The organism is Roseibaca calidilacus (assembly GCF_001517585.1).
Taxonomy (GTDB): Bacteria; Pseudomonadota; Alphaproteobacteria; order Rhodobacterales; family Rhodobacteraceae; genus Roseinatronobacter; species Roseinatronobacter calidilacus.
In genome coordinates this window covers 132881-147338 of the sequence record NZ_FBYC01000001.1, presented here as the reverse complement: position 1 = coordinate 147338, position 14458 = coordinate 132881, and the positions used below count along the sequence as shown (strand labels likewise).

At 61.1% G+C, this 14458-nt stretch carries 10 protein-coding genes and 2 pseudogenes; 5 read left to right on the top strand and 7 right to left on the bottom strand.

What is annotated here, in order from left to right:
* Nucleotide 1 precedes the first annotated feature (1 nt).
* From AWT76_RS00540 to AWT76_RS00530, 3 genes and pseudogenes are all read left to right on the top strand, one after another.
* A complete protein-coding gene (locus AWT76_RS00540) occupies nucleotides 2–1066 on the top strand; it encodes an ABC transporter ATP-binding protein (RefSeq protein ID WP_072244245.1) in 1065 nt (354 codons plus the stop codon).
* A complete protein-coding gene (locus tag AWT76_RS00535) occupies nucleotides 1063–1821 on the top strand; it encodes an NUDIX domain-containing protein (RefSeq protein ID WP_072244244.1) in 759 nt (252 codons plus the stop codon). The genes AWT76_RS00540 and AWT76_RS00535 overlap by 4 nt, the downstream gene beginning before the upstream one ends.
* 355 nt (nucleotides 1822–2176) lie before the next feature.
* A pseudogene (locus AWT76_RS00530) lies at nucleotides 2177–3442 on the top strand (IS1182 family transposase); the annotation flags it as partial.
* Nucleotides 3443–3459: 17 nt separating this feature from the next.
* Here the strand turns inward: AWT76_RS00530 and AWT76_RS16425 are convergent.
* Nucleotides 3460–4217, bottom strand: a protein-coding gene (locus tag AWT76_RS16425) for an IS5 family transposase (protein ID WP_141655833.1) whose coding sequence is annotated in 2 segments (ribosomal slippage) — nucleotides 3460–3881 and nucleotides 3881–4217 — 759 coding nt in all. Because the reading frame shifts where the segments join, the coding sequence is not laid out codon by codon here.
* A gap of 63 nt (nucleotides 4218–4280) precedes the next feature.
* Nucleotides 4281–4433, bottom strand: a pseudogene (locus AWT76_RS00515) (helix-turn-helix domain-containing protein); the annotation flags it as partial.
* A 530-nt stretch (nucleotides 4434–4963) separates the two neighbouring features.
* Between AWT76_RS00515 and AWT76_RS00510 the strand changes: the two are divergent.
* The gene (locus tag AWT76_RS00510) at nucleotides 4964–5386 is read left to right on the top strand and encodes a CoA-binding protein (protein WP_072244243.1); all 423 of its coding nucleotides are present in this window, start codon (nucleotides 4964–4966) and stop codon (nucleotides 5384–5386) included.
* Here AWT76_RS00510 and AWT76_RS00505 read toward each other — a convergent pair.
* From AWT76_RS00505 to nadA, 4 genes are all read right to left on the bottom strand, one after another.
* Entirely contained in the window at nucleotides 5383–6741 is a 1359-nt protein-coding gene (locus AWT76_RS00505) for an MATE family efflux transporter (RefSeq protein ID WP_072244242.1), read from the bottom strand. The two genes, AWT76_RS00510 and AWT76_RS00505, sit on opposite strands and share 4 nt — an antisense overlap.
* 78 nt (nucleotides 6742–6819) lie before the next feature.
* Complete coding sequence (gene nadC, locus AWT76_RS00500; protein WP_072244241.1) at nucleotides 6820–7665, bottom strand: carboxylating nicotinate-nucleotide diphosphorylase; 846 nt, start codon at nucleotides 7663–7665, stop codon at nucleotides 6820–6822.
* Entirely contained in the window at nucleotides 7662–9197 is a 1536-nt protein-coding gene (locus tag AWT76_RS00495; RefSeq protein ID WP_072244240.1) for an L-aspartate oxidase, read from the bottom strand. The genes nadC and AWT76_RS00495 overlap by 4 nt, the downstream gene beginning before the upstream one ends.
* Before the next feature lie 4 nt (nucleotides 9198–9201).
* Complete coding sequence (gene nadA, locus AWT76_RS00490) at nucleotides 9202–10248, bottom strand: quinolinate synthase NadA (RefSeq protein WP_072244239.1); 1047 nt, start codon at nucleotides 10246–10248, stop codon at nucleotides 9202–9204.
* 287 nt (nucleotides 10249–10535) lie between these two features.
* On the opposite strand from nadA, the gene AWT76_RS00485 reads away from it, so the two are divergent.
* Entirely contained in the window at nucleotides 10536–12104 is a 1569-nt protein-coding gene (locus tag AWT76_RS00485) for a trimethylamine methyltransferase family protein (RefSeq protein ID WP_176699297.1), read from the top strand.
* An 82-nt stretch (nucleotides 12105–12186) separates the two neighbouring features.
* Here the strand turns inward: AWT76_RS00485 and AWT76_RS00480 are convergent, their stop codons facing one another.
* Nucleotides 12187–14421, bottom strand: a complete 2235-nt coding sequence (locus AWT76_RS00480) for a TRAP transporter permease (RefSeq protein WP_407071400.1) — start codon at nucleotides 14419–14421, stop codon at nucleotides 12187–12189.
* Between the last annotated feature and the right edge of the window lie 37 nt (nucleotides 14422–14458).

The window sequence follows — 14458 nt, the reverse complement described above, 5'->3', positions numbered from 1 at the left end:
TATGCTGACCATAACCGGGCTGACCAAGCGTTTCGCGGAACAGACCATTCTGCACGGGGTTGATCTGAGCGTACCTGATGGGGCTGTGGCCTGTCTTGTCGGCCCCTCGGGATGCGGCAAATCGACTATTCTGCGGTTGGTCGCGGGTCTGGATGTGCCCGATGATGGAGAAATCATGATCGGTGGCGAACTGCTGTCGACCCCGGGCTGGGCGCTCGAACCTCAGAAACGACGGCTGAACATGGTGTTTCAGGATTATGCGCTCTGGCCACATATGACTGTTGCGCAGATCGTAGGCTATGGACTGCGCCATCTGGGCCGGTCAGCGCGGGCCGAGCGGGTTGCAGGTTTGCTGGATAAGATGCAGATATCAGCCTTGGCCGACCGATTGCCCGCGCAGATTTCGGGCGGCCAGCAGCAGCGCGTGGCCATTGCCCGCGCCCTTGCCACGGACCCAGATGTCTTGTTACTGGACGAGCCTCTGTCAAATCTTGATGTGCAGTTGCGCCTTGAAATGCGGCTTGAATTTGCGCGCCTGTTTGCCGAAGTCGGCAAGACTGTTCTCTATGTGACGCATGACCCATTGGAAGCCTGTTCCTTCGCCGATCAGCTGGTGGTGATGAAGGCAGGCCGGATCGAACAGGCAGGCCCCCCCGAAACGCTTTTTGCGCATCCGGGATCCAGTTGGATTGCAACGCTCGCTGGTTTTGAGACACGGTTATCCGGTCAGATGGCAGATTTGAACGGCGCGGATTGCGCCGGGATAAATATCGCTGGTCAAATCATGCATGTGCCGCTGGACGGTTTGCGCGATGGCATCGCGCCGCAAGCGGATGTGCTGGTCATGCTGCGTCCGGCGGCTTTGCGACTAACTGAGCCCACCAGCGGCGCCTTGACGGGAAAAGTCACCGGCGCGCTGTTTGAGGGGCGCGATTGGCGCATCTCACTTGATATCGGGGGACAAAGCCTGTCAGTCATGAGCGATCAGCGCCTGAAACTCGGCGAAATTGCGGGGCTGTCTTTCGCGCGAGATGCAGCAGTTGTTTTCCCGGTGGGCACAGAATGATCAGTACTGTCTATCGCAGCTTTCATATTCCTGATGCCGAACTGACGGCAGGTGCGATCCCCTTTGATGTGGCTGAATATCTGGAAAAACTTGGGCTTTTGCGGGCAAAAGCTGACGGGGCGCGATTGGAACTCTGCGCGCGCGCACCACTGTCAGACAGGCTGGAAGATGTCCGCGCGGCCCTGCACAAGACGGGCATGATCGGTCCAGCAAGAGGCGAGTTGATGGCGCTACGCCTTGTCCCCGAGGGGCCGGAACTAGCCGTGATCGATCGCAGCGCGGTGCGTATTCTTGGCCTTTGGGTGCATAAGGTCCATGTCAACGGGCTGGTGCAGGGTAGTGGCCCGCCGCAGGTCTGGCTGTCGCGCCGCGCAGCCCATGCGGAATGGAACGCCAACCGCTTCGATACCTTGGTTGCAGGCGGTTGTGCTGCAGGGCATGGCATCGAACAGACGGTGCGACTGGAAAGTTGGCAGGAAGCCGGCCTGACATCCGCGCAACTGGCTGACTTGAAGCCCGTCTCGCGGATGTCGGTCCAGTATCCCAGCGAGCGCGGCTTTCTGCGCGAGGTGCTGATCATCTTCGATCTCGACCTGCCTGGGAATTTCACCCCAGAGTGCCATGATGGTGAAATTGACTGGGCAAAGCGCGTCAGCCTTGATGAAATGCATCACCTGCTGCTGGACGGAACTGAAATGAAAATGAGTTCCGCCCTTGTCTGTCGTGACCTGCTCCGACGTCTGGGGAAAACGTGACGCGCAGTTTGCTGTCGACTGCCATATTGAACAGCGCGAGGTCCCGCGCATTGCACGCCATATCTAGGCAGACACTGATGGATCAGGCCTGCCGCAGCAGGAGCGAGCGTTTCTGGCCGATGATGCGACCTTTGTTCCAAAGAACTCGGCCAGGTCGGAGGAAGGGAAGAAGTCTGACGGACATAAGACTACTTTCTTTCCACCGTGCCCAACCTTCTTCGGCCTTACCGACGCTGCCGGGATAAAATGATCCGGGGCGTTTTGTCCTCGCGAAGGGCGTATTTTGTTGAAAAACTCTTCCTTGATCGAGAGCCGAACTGCTGATTCAATTCCTATATTGAGGGGAGGATCGGCGATGATGGGACCGAGGCAGGAAGCGCAACCGGCGCTGTTTTACGAGTTCTCGCTTGAGGATCACATCCCCATGGATCACCTGCTGCGATCCATCGACCGGTTCGTCGACCTGAGCAGCATCCGTGCCCATCTGGCGGAGTTCTACAGCCATACAGGCCGCCCGTCAGTCGATCCAGAACTGCTGATCCGTATGCTGCTGGTCGGATATTGTTTCGGCATCCGGTCAGAGCGGCGGCTCTGCGAAGAGGTGCATCTGAACCTCGCATATCGCTGGTTTTGTCGCCTCGATCTGAGCGACCGGGTCCCGGATCACTCAACGTTTTCCAAGAACCGGCATGGGCGCTTTCGTGACAGCGAACTGCTGCGCCACCTGTTTGAGACGACTGTCGCGCGTTGCATCGCGGAAGGTCTGGTCAGCGGCCAGCGCATGGCCATTGATGCCAGCCTAATCGAAGCCGATGCGAACAAACAGAACTCCACGCCAAAGGAAGACTGGGATGCGGCAAGGATCGACCCAGTAAATGCGCCCCGCGCCGTCCGCGAGTATCTCGACACGCTGGATGAGGCCGCATTCGGTGCGGCCAGCGAGGTGGAGCCCAAGTTCACCTCGCATTCTGATCCCGCCAGTCAGTGGACAGCAGCCCGCAAGGGCCCTGCTTTCTTCAGCTATTCCGACAATTACCTGATCGACACCGATCACGGTGTCATCGTCGACGTGGAAGCGACCAGATCGATCCGGCAGGCAGAAGTCGGATCGACCAAGACCATGTTGAAGAGAGTGAAGGAACGGTTCGACCTGTATCCCGAGCGGCTTATTGCAGACACCGCCTACGGCACCGGGCCGCTGCTGGGCTGGCTGGTCGACCGCAAGATAGCACCGCATATCCCGGTCTTCGACAAGTCGGGCCGTAACGACGGAACCTGGAGCCGGGCAGACTTTGAATGGGACGCTGAGAACGACCAATACATCTGCCCTGAGGGTAAAGAGATGAAGCAGTTCCGCCGGAACTATTCCGACCCGAACCGAGGACCGACGGGTAAGGGCGTCGCAAAATATCGTTGCTTGAAGCTCACCTGCCAAGCCTGCCCCTCGAAGTCACGCTGCTGCCCCAACGCCGACTTCCGGTCCATCACCCGCGAAGAACACGAAGATGCCCGCCAGGTCGCCCGCGACATCGCCAAGACCAGACAATACGCCATCTCCATGCGCCTGCGCAAAAAGGTCGAGATGCTCTTCGCCCACCTCAAACGCATCCTCGGCCTAGGCTCCAGACTCATTGATATTCACAGCCAGAAGAGGACGGTTGCTGCGAGCGCGACTGCGGAAAGGAACACCTTTGGGCATCTGTCGTAGCGAGTGGCGATCCTGCGCCAATCCTTTAGCCGACCGAACATGATCTCGATCCGGTTGCGCCGTTTGTAGCGTCGCTTGTCGTATTTCACAGGGGTCTTGCGCTTCTTTCGACCAGGGATGCAGGGCTTTATCTCTTTGTCTTTCAACGCATCTCTGAACCAGTCCGCATCATAGCCGCGATCTGCAAGCAGCCAATCAGCTTCTGGCAACTCCCGCAGCAAAGCCGCCGCACCGGTGTAGTCGCTGACCTGTCCGGCCGACATGAAGAAGGTAATGGGGCGACCGATAGCATCTGTGACAGCATGCAGTTTGGTATTCATGCCGCCTTTCGTGCGACCGATCAGGCGGCCAGGCCCCCCTTTTTGACCCGCAGGCTCGAAGCCGTGCGATGTGCTTTCAGATATGTGGCGTCGATCATGACCGTCTTGGTCTCAGTCCCCTCCGCCGCCAGACCCGCCATGATCCGGGCGAACACGCCCATATCGCTCCAGCGCTTCCAGCGGTTGTATAAGGTCTTGTGCGGACCATATTCCTTGGGCGCGTCGCACCACCGCAACCCATTGCGATTGATGAAGATTATCCCGCTGAGAACGCGTCTGTCGTCAACGCGAGGCTTGCCATGGCTCTTGGGGAAGAAGGGTTTTAGACGCTCCATCTGGGCGTCGGTCAGCCAGAAAAGATTGCTCATTGATCAGTCTCCTTGCGGAGCGTGAATCACGCCGCAAAGGTGAAATCAATGGGTCCTGAGCCTAGGACGATCCGGCGTCTGAAACGCCGGTTCAACAATCCCCTCCCGCAGATATTTCTTGATAGTGTTGCGCGATATGCCCGTGCGCCGTGCAATCTCGCGAATGGGCATCTTGTCTCGCAGCGCCCATGTTCTGATTACCTTCAAAAATCCCATGTCGATCACTCCATTTGCCCCCAGCTGGTTCAAGCCGGGGCAAGGTTGCACATGGGTCAATTCTCAATGACAGTTTTGGCGATTACCGGGTCAAATCTCAGTGGCAATCAACACAGGGTTCTTTCGGTGCTTTCCAAGGCCATGTAGAGGGGCTGGCCATTGGCCGCTGCGTAAAGTCACATGCGGCATGATCGAGCCATCAACCCTGTTTTGGCGGTCGGGGATCTTGGGTTTCAATCGCGTTTGGGTTGCCTTGTATTCACTATTTGACAGTCCGCCGTCGAGCAAAAGCGCGTGTATTGCTTTGCCCTAGGCAATTCCTGTCATCAACTATCGCCCGCCAGCAACCAAGTTTCACCTTTTTGTCAAAACTCTGGAAATGCGCGCCAGCACGCCCATGTCTATCACATGGTGTTGAGCCGGAACACTCGCGCCACACTGATACTGTCCCTCGTTCCGCACCTGTGCCCGGCCCTTGTGCCGGGCGTTTTTCTGTTGCGGGCCTAGCCCAAACGGATAAGAATTGGATTATGCAAAATGCGTCTGCCGCAACGATCCGCGCCATCCTGACAGATACGAAAACCATCGCCCTTGTTGGGTTCTCTGCCAATAAGGCGCGGCCTAGCCATGATGTGGCACGGTTTCTTGTTTCCAAGGGCTACCGGGTGATCCCGGTCAATCCCGGCCTTGCAGGGCAGGTGTTCGAGGGGGAATCCATCCGCGCCACGCTTGCGGACTGCCCAACCGAGGTTGACATGGTTGATATTTTTCGCCGGTCAGAGCATGTCGGTCAGGTTGTGGACGCGGCGCTTGCCCATCTGCCCAATCTGCGCACGGTGTGGATGCAACTGGGCGTTCAAGACCCGGTTGCCGAGGCCAAGGCGCAGGACCGTGGGCTGCGCGTTGTCTGGGACCGCTGCCCCAAAATAGAATGGCAGCGCCTGTTGGCTTAGGCCGCAACCGCGCGCCCGGACCAGAAGCGCCACATCAACAGCACGCTTGCCGTGGCCAAGCCCAGCACAAGCCCAATCCAGATACCGGGCGCGCCCCACTCTAGCACCAGCCCAAAAAAATATCCGGCCGGAAACCCGATACCCCAGTAGCTGAATGCCGCAATCCACATCGGCACCTTGGTATCCTGAACGCCACGCAGCAGACCCATGGCCACCACCTGTGCGCCATCCGCAAGCTGGAACAGGGCCGCAACCATCATCAAAACAGCGCCCAGCGCGATGATCTGGTCGCGGGCCGGTTCGTCGGGCCCAAGGAACAGCCCAACAAGCCAGCCGCCATACAGCACATAGACCACCATCGTCACCAGCGCCAAGCAGGCGGATATTACGATGGTTGCACGCGCCCCGGCGCGCAGGGCTTCGGTGTCGCCGCGCCCCCGCGCCCGCCCGACCAGAACAGTGCCCGCGTTGGAAAACCCCATATGAATCATGAACATGGCCGCAGAGATTTCAATCGCGATGCCGTGCGCGGCCAGTTCCAATGTGCCGACACGCCCGACCAGCACGGCCACGGCGGAAAACAGCGCGGTTTCGGCCACCAGCGCCACACCAATGGGCCAACCCAAGCGCCAAACCTGCCCCATGGCCTGCCAATCCGGGCGCCAAAAGCGTTGGAACAACGTGTAGCGCCGCAAGCCGCTTGCGCGGGCGCAATACAGCGCAAGTCCAACGACCGTCGCAACCTGCACCCAGATTGACGCCAGCGCCGCGCCGCGCACCCCCATGGCGGGAAAGCCCAAATTTCCGAAAATCAGCACCCAGTTCAGCGCAATGTTCAGAAACACCGCCGCCACTGTCAGCCACAGGGCGACCTGAGTGCGCCCAAGGGCGGCCAAGTAAGTTTTCAGCACCGCCACAAGCAGGGCGGGCAGCAGCGCCACACCCATCAGCCTCAGGTATTCTTGCGCCAAGGGGACAACCTCTGGCGGCTGGCCCAGCGCGCTTAGGATGGTGCCGGAAAACCAGAAGATCGGATAGGCCGCCACAGCGAAGGCAACCGACAGCCACAGCCCCATGCGCGTGGCCCGGCGCACCTCTGCATGCGCGTCCGAGGCAGCGGCCGTCGCCACCAGCGGCATGACCGCATTGGCAAACCCCAGACCGAAGGTGAACAAGGCGAAGAAAACAGCCGCGCCGATCACACTGGCCGCAAGATCAAGGACATTGAACCATCCCAGCATGATCGTATCGGTCACCGCCAACATGAACTGTGCCAGATGACTGCCCGCCAAGGGCAGGCCAAGCGCCAGAACGGAACGCATATGAGAACGGAATGGGCGGGTTGGAACGGTCATGTCCAACGCAGTATCCTGTGCCCGCATTCCGGGCAAGATCGCCACAATAAAATTTAACTTGTGCAGTGCAATTGGGCGCTAAAAGTCCAGCCCAAGGTCCAGCACCGGGGCCGAATGCGTCAGCGCGCCGACAGAGATGAAATCGACCCCGGTTGCCGCAACCTCGGCAATGCGCTCTAGCTGCATGTTGCCAGAGGCTTCGGTCACGATCCGGCCATTGGCCAACGCCACCGCTTCGGTCAAGGTCTGGCTGTCCATATTGTCCAGCAACACCACATCGGCCCCGCCTGTGGCCAGAACCTGCTCCAGTTGCGCCAGCGTATCCACCTCTATCTCTATGCGCATCATATGGCCTGCACGGTCGCGTGCGGCGCGCAGCACTTGGGGCACGCCCCCCGCTGCCGCGATATGGTTGTCTTTTATCAGGATCGCGTCTGACAGGCTGTAGCGATGTGGGCTGCCGCCGCCATGCAAAACCGCCTGCTTTTCCACCAGCCGCAGCCCCGGCGTGGTCTTGCGCGTGCAGGTAATGCGCGCCTTGTGCCCGCTGGTTTCGGCCACGAACGCCGCCGTCAAGGTGGCGATGCCGGTCAAGCGCCCCATAAAATTCAGCGCCACGCGTTCGGCGCTCAGAATAGATGCCGCCGCCCCGTCAATGGCCAGAATCGTATCACCTGCCGCAACTTGCGCACCATCGCCGCGCAGCACGGTCACGCGCAAGGCCGGGTCCACCAGCCGGAACGCAAGTTCCGCCGCCTGCACGCCAGACACAACGCCCGAGGCGCGCGCATTCAGCCGCGCGCGATAGGTCAGATCGGGGGCAATGACCGCACGGGTGGTGGCGTCGCCATTGGGACCAAGGTCTTCGATCAGGGCAGCGCGCACCAAGGGTTCCAACAACAACTCGGGCAAGGGTTGGGTCATGCGCGCTCCGTGGCGTGGGCTAGGGTGATGAAACTGCGCGCGGCTTGCGCGGGATCTAATGTCGGGAAATCGTCGCGCCAATGCGCGCCGCGGCTTTCGCGCCGCGCCAGTGCACTGGCCGCGATAAGCCGGGCAGTGGCGCACATATTGGCAAAATCGGGGCTGTCGGCTTGCGCCCGCTCCAGCCGGTCGATGGTATCAAGCGCCTGTTGCAGGCCCGCACCCGTGCGCCGCACGCCGACATGCGCGGTCATGGTCTGGCGCAGGGTTGCGACAGCGTCAGGGTCCGGCGCCGTGCCGTCGCCCGCGAAATCTGGTTGCACCGGCGGGGCGTTATCTGGGCCGGATATGCGCTGCATATCCTCCGCGCAGGCCCGCGCAAAAACCAGCGCTTCCAACACCCCGTTCGAAGCCAGCCGGTTCGCGCCGTGCAACCCGGTCGAGGCCGCCTCACCACACACCCACAGCCCGGCAAGCGAGCTGCGCCCGTGCCGGTCCACCGCCACGCCGCCCATGTGGTAATGCGCGGCGGCCGCCACCGGAATCGGTTGCGCAACCGGGTCCAAACCGGCGCGCTGGCAAGCCAAGGCAACGAATGGAAAGTCGGTAAGAACCCGCGCGCCCAAGGCCGCGCGCGTATCCAGCGCGGGGCGCTTGCCCGCTTGCGACTGCGCAAAAACGGCCCGCGCCACGATGTCGCGCGGCGCGAGTTCGGCATCGGGGTGTTCGCCTTGCAGGAAGCGGCTGCCATCTGAATTGACCAGCACCGCCCCTGCCCCGCGCAGCGCTTCGGTCGCCAAGGGCGCAGGGTCCAGCCCCACATCCATCGCGGTCGGATGGAACTGCACGAATTCCATATCGGCCATACGCGCGCCTGCCCGGGCGGCCATGCCCATCACCTGCCCGCGAATGCGCGCGGGGTTCGTGGTCAGCGCGTATAACCCGCCAGACCCGCCACCCGCCAGCAGCACGGCAGGCGCGCGCAACGCGACGGGTGCGCTGACACTCTCACCGGCAAGCTGCGCCATTCGCAGGCCGATAACGCGGTCGCCATCGGTCAAAAGCCCCTGCGCGATCACCCCTTCCATGACCTGCACCGAAGGCGTGGCCCGCACCACGGCAATCAGCGTTTCCATGATCTTGCGGCCCGCTTGGTCGCCCTGCACGCGCACCACGCGGGCGGTGGAATGCGCGGCTTCGTGGTTCATCACGAAACCGCCTTGGGCATCGCGATCAAACGGGGTGCCATGGCGGGCAAGATCCAGAATATGGTCGCGCGCGGCTTGTGTGACCATGCGCGCCACGTCCGGGTCCACCGTGCCCGCGCCTGCGCGCAACGTGTCGGCGGCATGGGCTTCGGGCGTGTCGGGCGCAGCCATGGCCGCGGCAATCCCGCCCTGCGCCCAAGCCGAAGACGCGCCCTCGCCCAAGGTTTCGGGCGAAATGACCAAGACCGGGCGCGGCGCCAAGGCGAGCGCGGCATAAAGCCCCCCAAGCCCCGCGCCGACAATCACAATGCGCGACGTCTCCAAGCCGTTAGCCCTTCGAACCAAGGTCGATCATGCGCTGCACTGCCAGCCGCGCCTTGTCGGCCACGTCCTTGGGCACGGTAATTTCAGTCGTCATGGAATGCAGCGACCACAGCACCTTTTCCAGCGTGATTTTCTTCATGTAGGGGCACATGTTGCACGGGCCGATGAATTCGACATCGGGGTGCGCGTCGGAAATATTCGACGCCATGGAACATTCTGTCACCAGCATGGCGCGTTCGGGCCGTTCGGCACTGACATAATCCAGAATGCCCTTGGTCGAACCCGAGAAATCGGATTCTGCAACCACATCTGGCGGGCATTCCGGGTGCGCGATAATGCGGGTTCCGGGGTTCCACTCGCGGAACTCGCGGATGTCCTGCGCGGTGTATTGTTCATGCACAATGCACGACCCTTCCCACCAGACGATGCGTTTTTCAGGCACCTGCGCGGCGACATTCTGCGCCAAGTATTGATCGGGCGTCATGATGATGGTGTCGGCATCCAACGCGCGGATGATCTGCACCGCGTTTGCGGATGTGCAGCATATATCGCTTGCTGCCTTCACATCGGCTGTGGTGTTGACATAGGTCACGACCGGCGCACCGGGATAGCGCGCGCGCATTTCGGCAATGCCCGCGGGCGTGATCGATTCCGCCAGCGAACAGCCAGCTTGCATGTCGGGCATCAGCACTGTCTTGCCGGGGTTCAGGATTTTCGACGTCTCGGCCATGAAATGCACGCCGCATTGCACGATCACATCGGCATCCGTCTGGGTCGCGGCGATGGCCAGTTGCAGGCTGTCGCCCACCACGTCGCCAATGCCATGGTATATTTCGGGCGTCATATAGTTATGCGCAAGGATGGTCGCGTTGCGCTTCCGTTTCAGCGCATTGATCGCGGCGACATAGGGCGCGTGAATCGCCCAATCGGCAGGCGAAACGACCCGCGCCATGCGGGCGTATTCGTCCTGCATGTTCGCGGCAAGGTCGGGGTTCGGGGCAAGGTCATATTCCGCGCGCAACGTGTCGCGAATATTGGGCATGTCCAGCATGGCATGGCTCCTGTCACTTTGCCCAAGGCCATGACGACCGGGCGGGGGCTAGCATATGGGGACTTCCCCCAGCAGAACAAGGGACGAACCGTCGCGCCCCGTGGCACAGGCCACCTCTATACCGGGCGTTTATGCGCTAGAGCCAGTTCTGTCCAGCCACTGGAACAGGCAGATGTCGCTTTGCACCGTGAAGCGCCGCAATTTGGCGATGCAAGCGCCGTGCCCCTTTGTAAAACGGACATGATACCCGCCTGACCCCTCAGGACGGGCGCAAGGGAGTGTGCGACATGGCAGAACCGGCGATGGACATGAGCAGCGGGGCAGGCGGACGGCGCGGGCGCAGTGGGGGCGGCGGCGCGGCCCGGCGTGCGGCGCGCTCTGCGGTCAGTCTGGAAACCGCGAAATATATTGAACGCAACATTCCCAATCTGGACGTTCTGAACGAGGAAGCGCTTCAGATCATCGAAGCCAATGCCGAAACCGTTCTGGCAGAAATTGGCGTGAATTTCGTCGACAACCCTGCCGCGCTGGACCGCTGGCGCGAGGCCGGGGCAGAGGTCGAGGGGGAACGCGTCCGCATCCCGCGCGGATTGGCACGCCAGCTTTGCGCCACGGCACCGGCAACCTTCACCCAGCACGCCCGCAACTCTGCCCGCAACGTCGAAATCGGCGGTCGCAACCTGGTCATGGCCCCGGTCTATGGCCCCCCCTTCGTGCGCTCTGCCAGCGGCGGGCGCCGCTACGCGACGATGGAAGATTTCCGCAATTTCGTGAAACTGGGTTACATGTCGAAATGGCTGCACCATTCCGGCGGCACGGTGTGCGAGCCGACCGATGTGGCCGTGAACAAGCGCCATCTGGACATGTTGCAAGCGCATATGACCCTGTCGGACAAACCCTATATGGGGTCGGTCACGGAACCCGTGCGCGCCGAGGATTCGGTCGAGATGTCCAAACTGCTGTTCGGGGCCGATTTCGTGGACCAGAACACGGTGATGACCTCGCTCATCAACATCAACAGCCCGTTGACCTTCGATTCGGTGATGATGGGCGCGCTAGAGGTGTATGCCCGCGCCAACCAAGCCTGCATCATTTCACCCTTTATCGTCGGCGGCGCGATGGCGCCGACCACTGTCGCGGGCACGCTCACACAGGTGCTGGCCGAGGTGCTGGCGGGCGTAGCGTATAGCCAGTTGGTGCGCCCCGGCGCACCCGTGATCTTCGGGGCCTTCGTCACCTCGATTGACATGAATAGCGGCGCGCCCACATTTGGCACTCCAGAAGCGTCGCTGATCACCTATGGCGCGGGGCAATTGGCGCGGCGGCTGGGCTTGCCCTACCGCTCTGGCGGGTCATTTTGCGGGTCAAAACTGCCCGACGCGCAGGCCGCCTACGAAACCGCCAACAGCCTGAACATGGCGCTTTTGTCGGGCGTGAATTTCATGCTTCACGCCTGCGGGTGGCTGGAAGGGGGACTTGTTTCCTCTTACGAGAAATTCGTGATGGATGCCGACCAGCTTGGCACGCTGCACCATCTGGCACGCGGCGTGGACATGTCGGAAAACGGACAAGCCATGGATGCCCTGCGCGAGGTCGGACCGGGCGGGCATTTCTTGGGATGTGCCCACACACAGGCCAATTTCAAGGATGCGTTCTGGCGCTCCGACCTGCTGGATTACAAACCCTTCGAGACGTGGGACGAAGAAGGCGCGCGCGATACGCAAGCGCTGGCCAGCGCGCGGGTAGACAAGATGCTGGGCGACTACCAGCAACCCGCCCTTGACCCCGCCGTGAACGAAGCGCTGGCCGATTACGTCGCGCGGCGCAAGGCGTCGGAACCCGACGCGTTCGGCTGATTGCATCTTGCCCGTCGAAACAAATGCAAAGGGCCGCCCAACCGGGCGGCCCTTTGGTATTGCCGGGGCTTGCTTACGCGGATCAATCCGCGCCGCGCGCCGCGTTCTTGGGCGTCAGGAAGCCGCGCTGAATAGCGAAGGCCAGCGCCATGATGCCCAGACCGATGACATCCGAGATCCACCCGCCAGAGATCATGGCAAGCGCCCCGATCCCGATGACCAACCGCAGAATCGGGTTTACCTTGCCGAACAACCAACCCTGCACCGCAGCCGCCAGCAGATACACACCCAGCGATGCGGTGACGAAAACATGTGCCACTTCCAGCCATGTGCCTTGCATCAAGAGCGCGCTGTTGTAGAAGAACATGAATGGCACCACGAAGGCCGCAAGGCCGATCTTGAACGAGGTCACAGAGGTCTCCATCGGGTTTGCGCCCGAAATGCCGGCTGCCGCGAAGGATGCCAGTGCCACCGGCGGTGTGATGGCTGACAGCACCGCGTAATAGAACACGAAGAAATGCGCCGTCAGTTGCGGGATGCCAAGGTTCACCAAGCCCGGTGCCACAACCGACGCCGCCACCGCATAGGCGGCCGTCGTCGGCATACCCATCCCCAGCAGAATCGCGATACACATGGCGAAGAACAGCGCCAGCAGTTGCGAAGTTGCCGCCAGACCCAGCAGCAGGTTCGAGAAGCGCGCACCGACCCCGGTGAGTGAGATGACGCCCACGATGATACCTGCGCAGGCACAAACCACGATGATCTGGATCGACATCTGCCCGGCATTCTCGAACGCTTTGTAAAGCGCTTTCAGGTCCATCCGGTAGGGCGTCAACCAACTGACGACCGCGGCCGAAATCGTGGCCAAAGTGCCTGCACGGATCACCGAATAGCCTTGGAACAGCGCCACGATCAGGATGATGATGGGCAGGAACAAGAACACTTTCTTCATCAGATCGGGCAATTTCGGCAGCTCGTCCTTGCGCATGCCGCGCATGCCCAGCTTCGCGGCCTCGAAATCGACCATCAGGTAGACACAGGCGAAATACAGCACTGCCGGGATGATCGCGGCAATGGCGATTTCCTGATAGGGAATGCCGGTGATTTCCGCCATGATGAAGGCGCCTGCGCCCATGATCGGCGGCATGATCTGCCCGCCTGTGCTGGCCGCCGCCTCGACCGCGCCTGCGGTTTTCTTGGAATAGCCCACCTTCTTCATCAGCGGAATGGTCAGTGACCCGGTCGCCACCACGTTGCCTGCGCTGGTGCCGTTAATCATGCCCATCAGCCCCGACGCAAAAACCGCCACCTTGGCCGGGCCACCCCGCGCGCGCCCCGCAGTTGCGAAAGCGAAGTTCACGAAGTAATCCCCAACTTTCGACGCCGACAAGAATGCCGCGAAGATGATGAACAGGATGATGTAGGTCGAAGACACCGACGTGGTCGCCCCCAGAATGCCAGCATCGGTATAGACTTGGCTGAAGAACCGCTCCCAAGAGATTGCGGGCGAATTCAGGAAGCCGGGCAAGTATTGGCCTGTGAACACGTAGATCAGAAACACGACCGAAATGATGACAAGCGCCAGACCTGCCACCCGACGTGTCAGTTCAAGGATCAGCAACGTGCCAGCCAGCGCGGCAATCGAAATGCCGATGGGCGCGAAAGGCGTGCCGGTGGAATTGCGCATTAGCGTGCCGAATATGACAATCAGGTAGACCGCCACGGAAATCCCGCAAATGCCCAAGACAAGGTCGGTCACAGAAAACGCGTGGCGCGGCAAGCGTTCTACCCATGACAAGCCAATCGCGCCCACGGTCGCCACCATCAACGGAATGCCGAACAGGTAGACCTCGCGGAATTTCAGCGTGGCATCCATGCCGTTCCACATGACGCCGCCTTCTATCAACGTGCCGAACCAGACGGCAGCGCCAAGCGAAAAGAGCGCGGGCAGCAGCAACAGCCATGACAGGCCGCGAATAAAGAGGTTGGGACGAATATTGGCATCATCCTCGGCAAAGCGCACGGAAGCAAACAGCATGAACCCCAGCAGCAGCGCGCCCGCGACATGGACAATGCGGAAATTCCACGTCTCCATCGGGAAGCGCGGCAAAAACGGGATGGTCATACCGGTCCAGTCCCGAATGGACAGCCCGTTCAAAGCCGCCATGTGAAAGGCCGCGTAAAAGGCCGACAGCAGACTGGCGACGATCAGCACCTTGCCGCTGAACTGACGGGCGTTGCCGACAAGGGGTTCTTCATCGACACCTTCGGCGACAATCGGGGTAATCTGGTCAGAGGATTTATCAGACACGGTCAGCACCTGCTGGCAAAGTTGGAAAAGGGCCTTGTAGGGC

What these genes read in the sequence shown, in the direction of transcription:
- nadA (WP_072244239.1), bottom strand. Translation starts at nt 10,248, where the DNA reads ATGCTGGACATGCCCAATATTCGCGACACGTTGCGCGCGGAATATGAC.
- AWT76_RS00505 (WP_072244242.1), bottom strand. Translation starts at nt 6,741, where the DNA reads ATGACCGTTCCAACCCGCCCATTCCGTTCTCATATGCGTTCCGTTCTG.
- AWT76_RS00510 (WP_072244243.1), top strand. Translation starts at nt 4,964, where the DNA reads ATGCAAAATGCGTCTGCCGCAACGATCCGCGCCATCCTGACAGATACG.
- AWT76_RS00540 (WP_072244245.1), top strand. Translation starts at nt 2, where the DNA reads ATGCTGACCATAACCGGGCTGACCAAGCGTTTCGCGGAACAGACCATT.
- AWT76_RS00485 (WP_176699297.1), top strand. Translation starts at nt 10,536, where the DNA reads ATGGCAGAACCGGCGATGGACATGAGCAGCGGGGCAGGCGGACGGCGC.
- AWT76_RS00535 (WP_072244244.1), top strand. Translation starts at nt 1,063, where the DNA reads ATGATCAGTACTGTCTATCGCAGCTTTCATATTCCTGATGCCGAACTG.
- nadC (WP_072244241.1), bottom strand. Translation starts at nt 7,665, where the DNA reads ATGACCCAACCCTTGCCCGAGTTGTTGTTGGAACCCTTGGTGCGCGCT.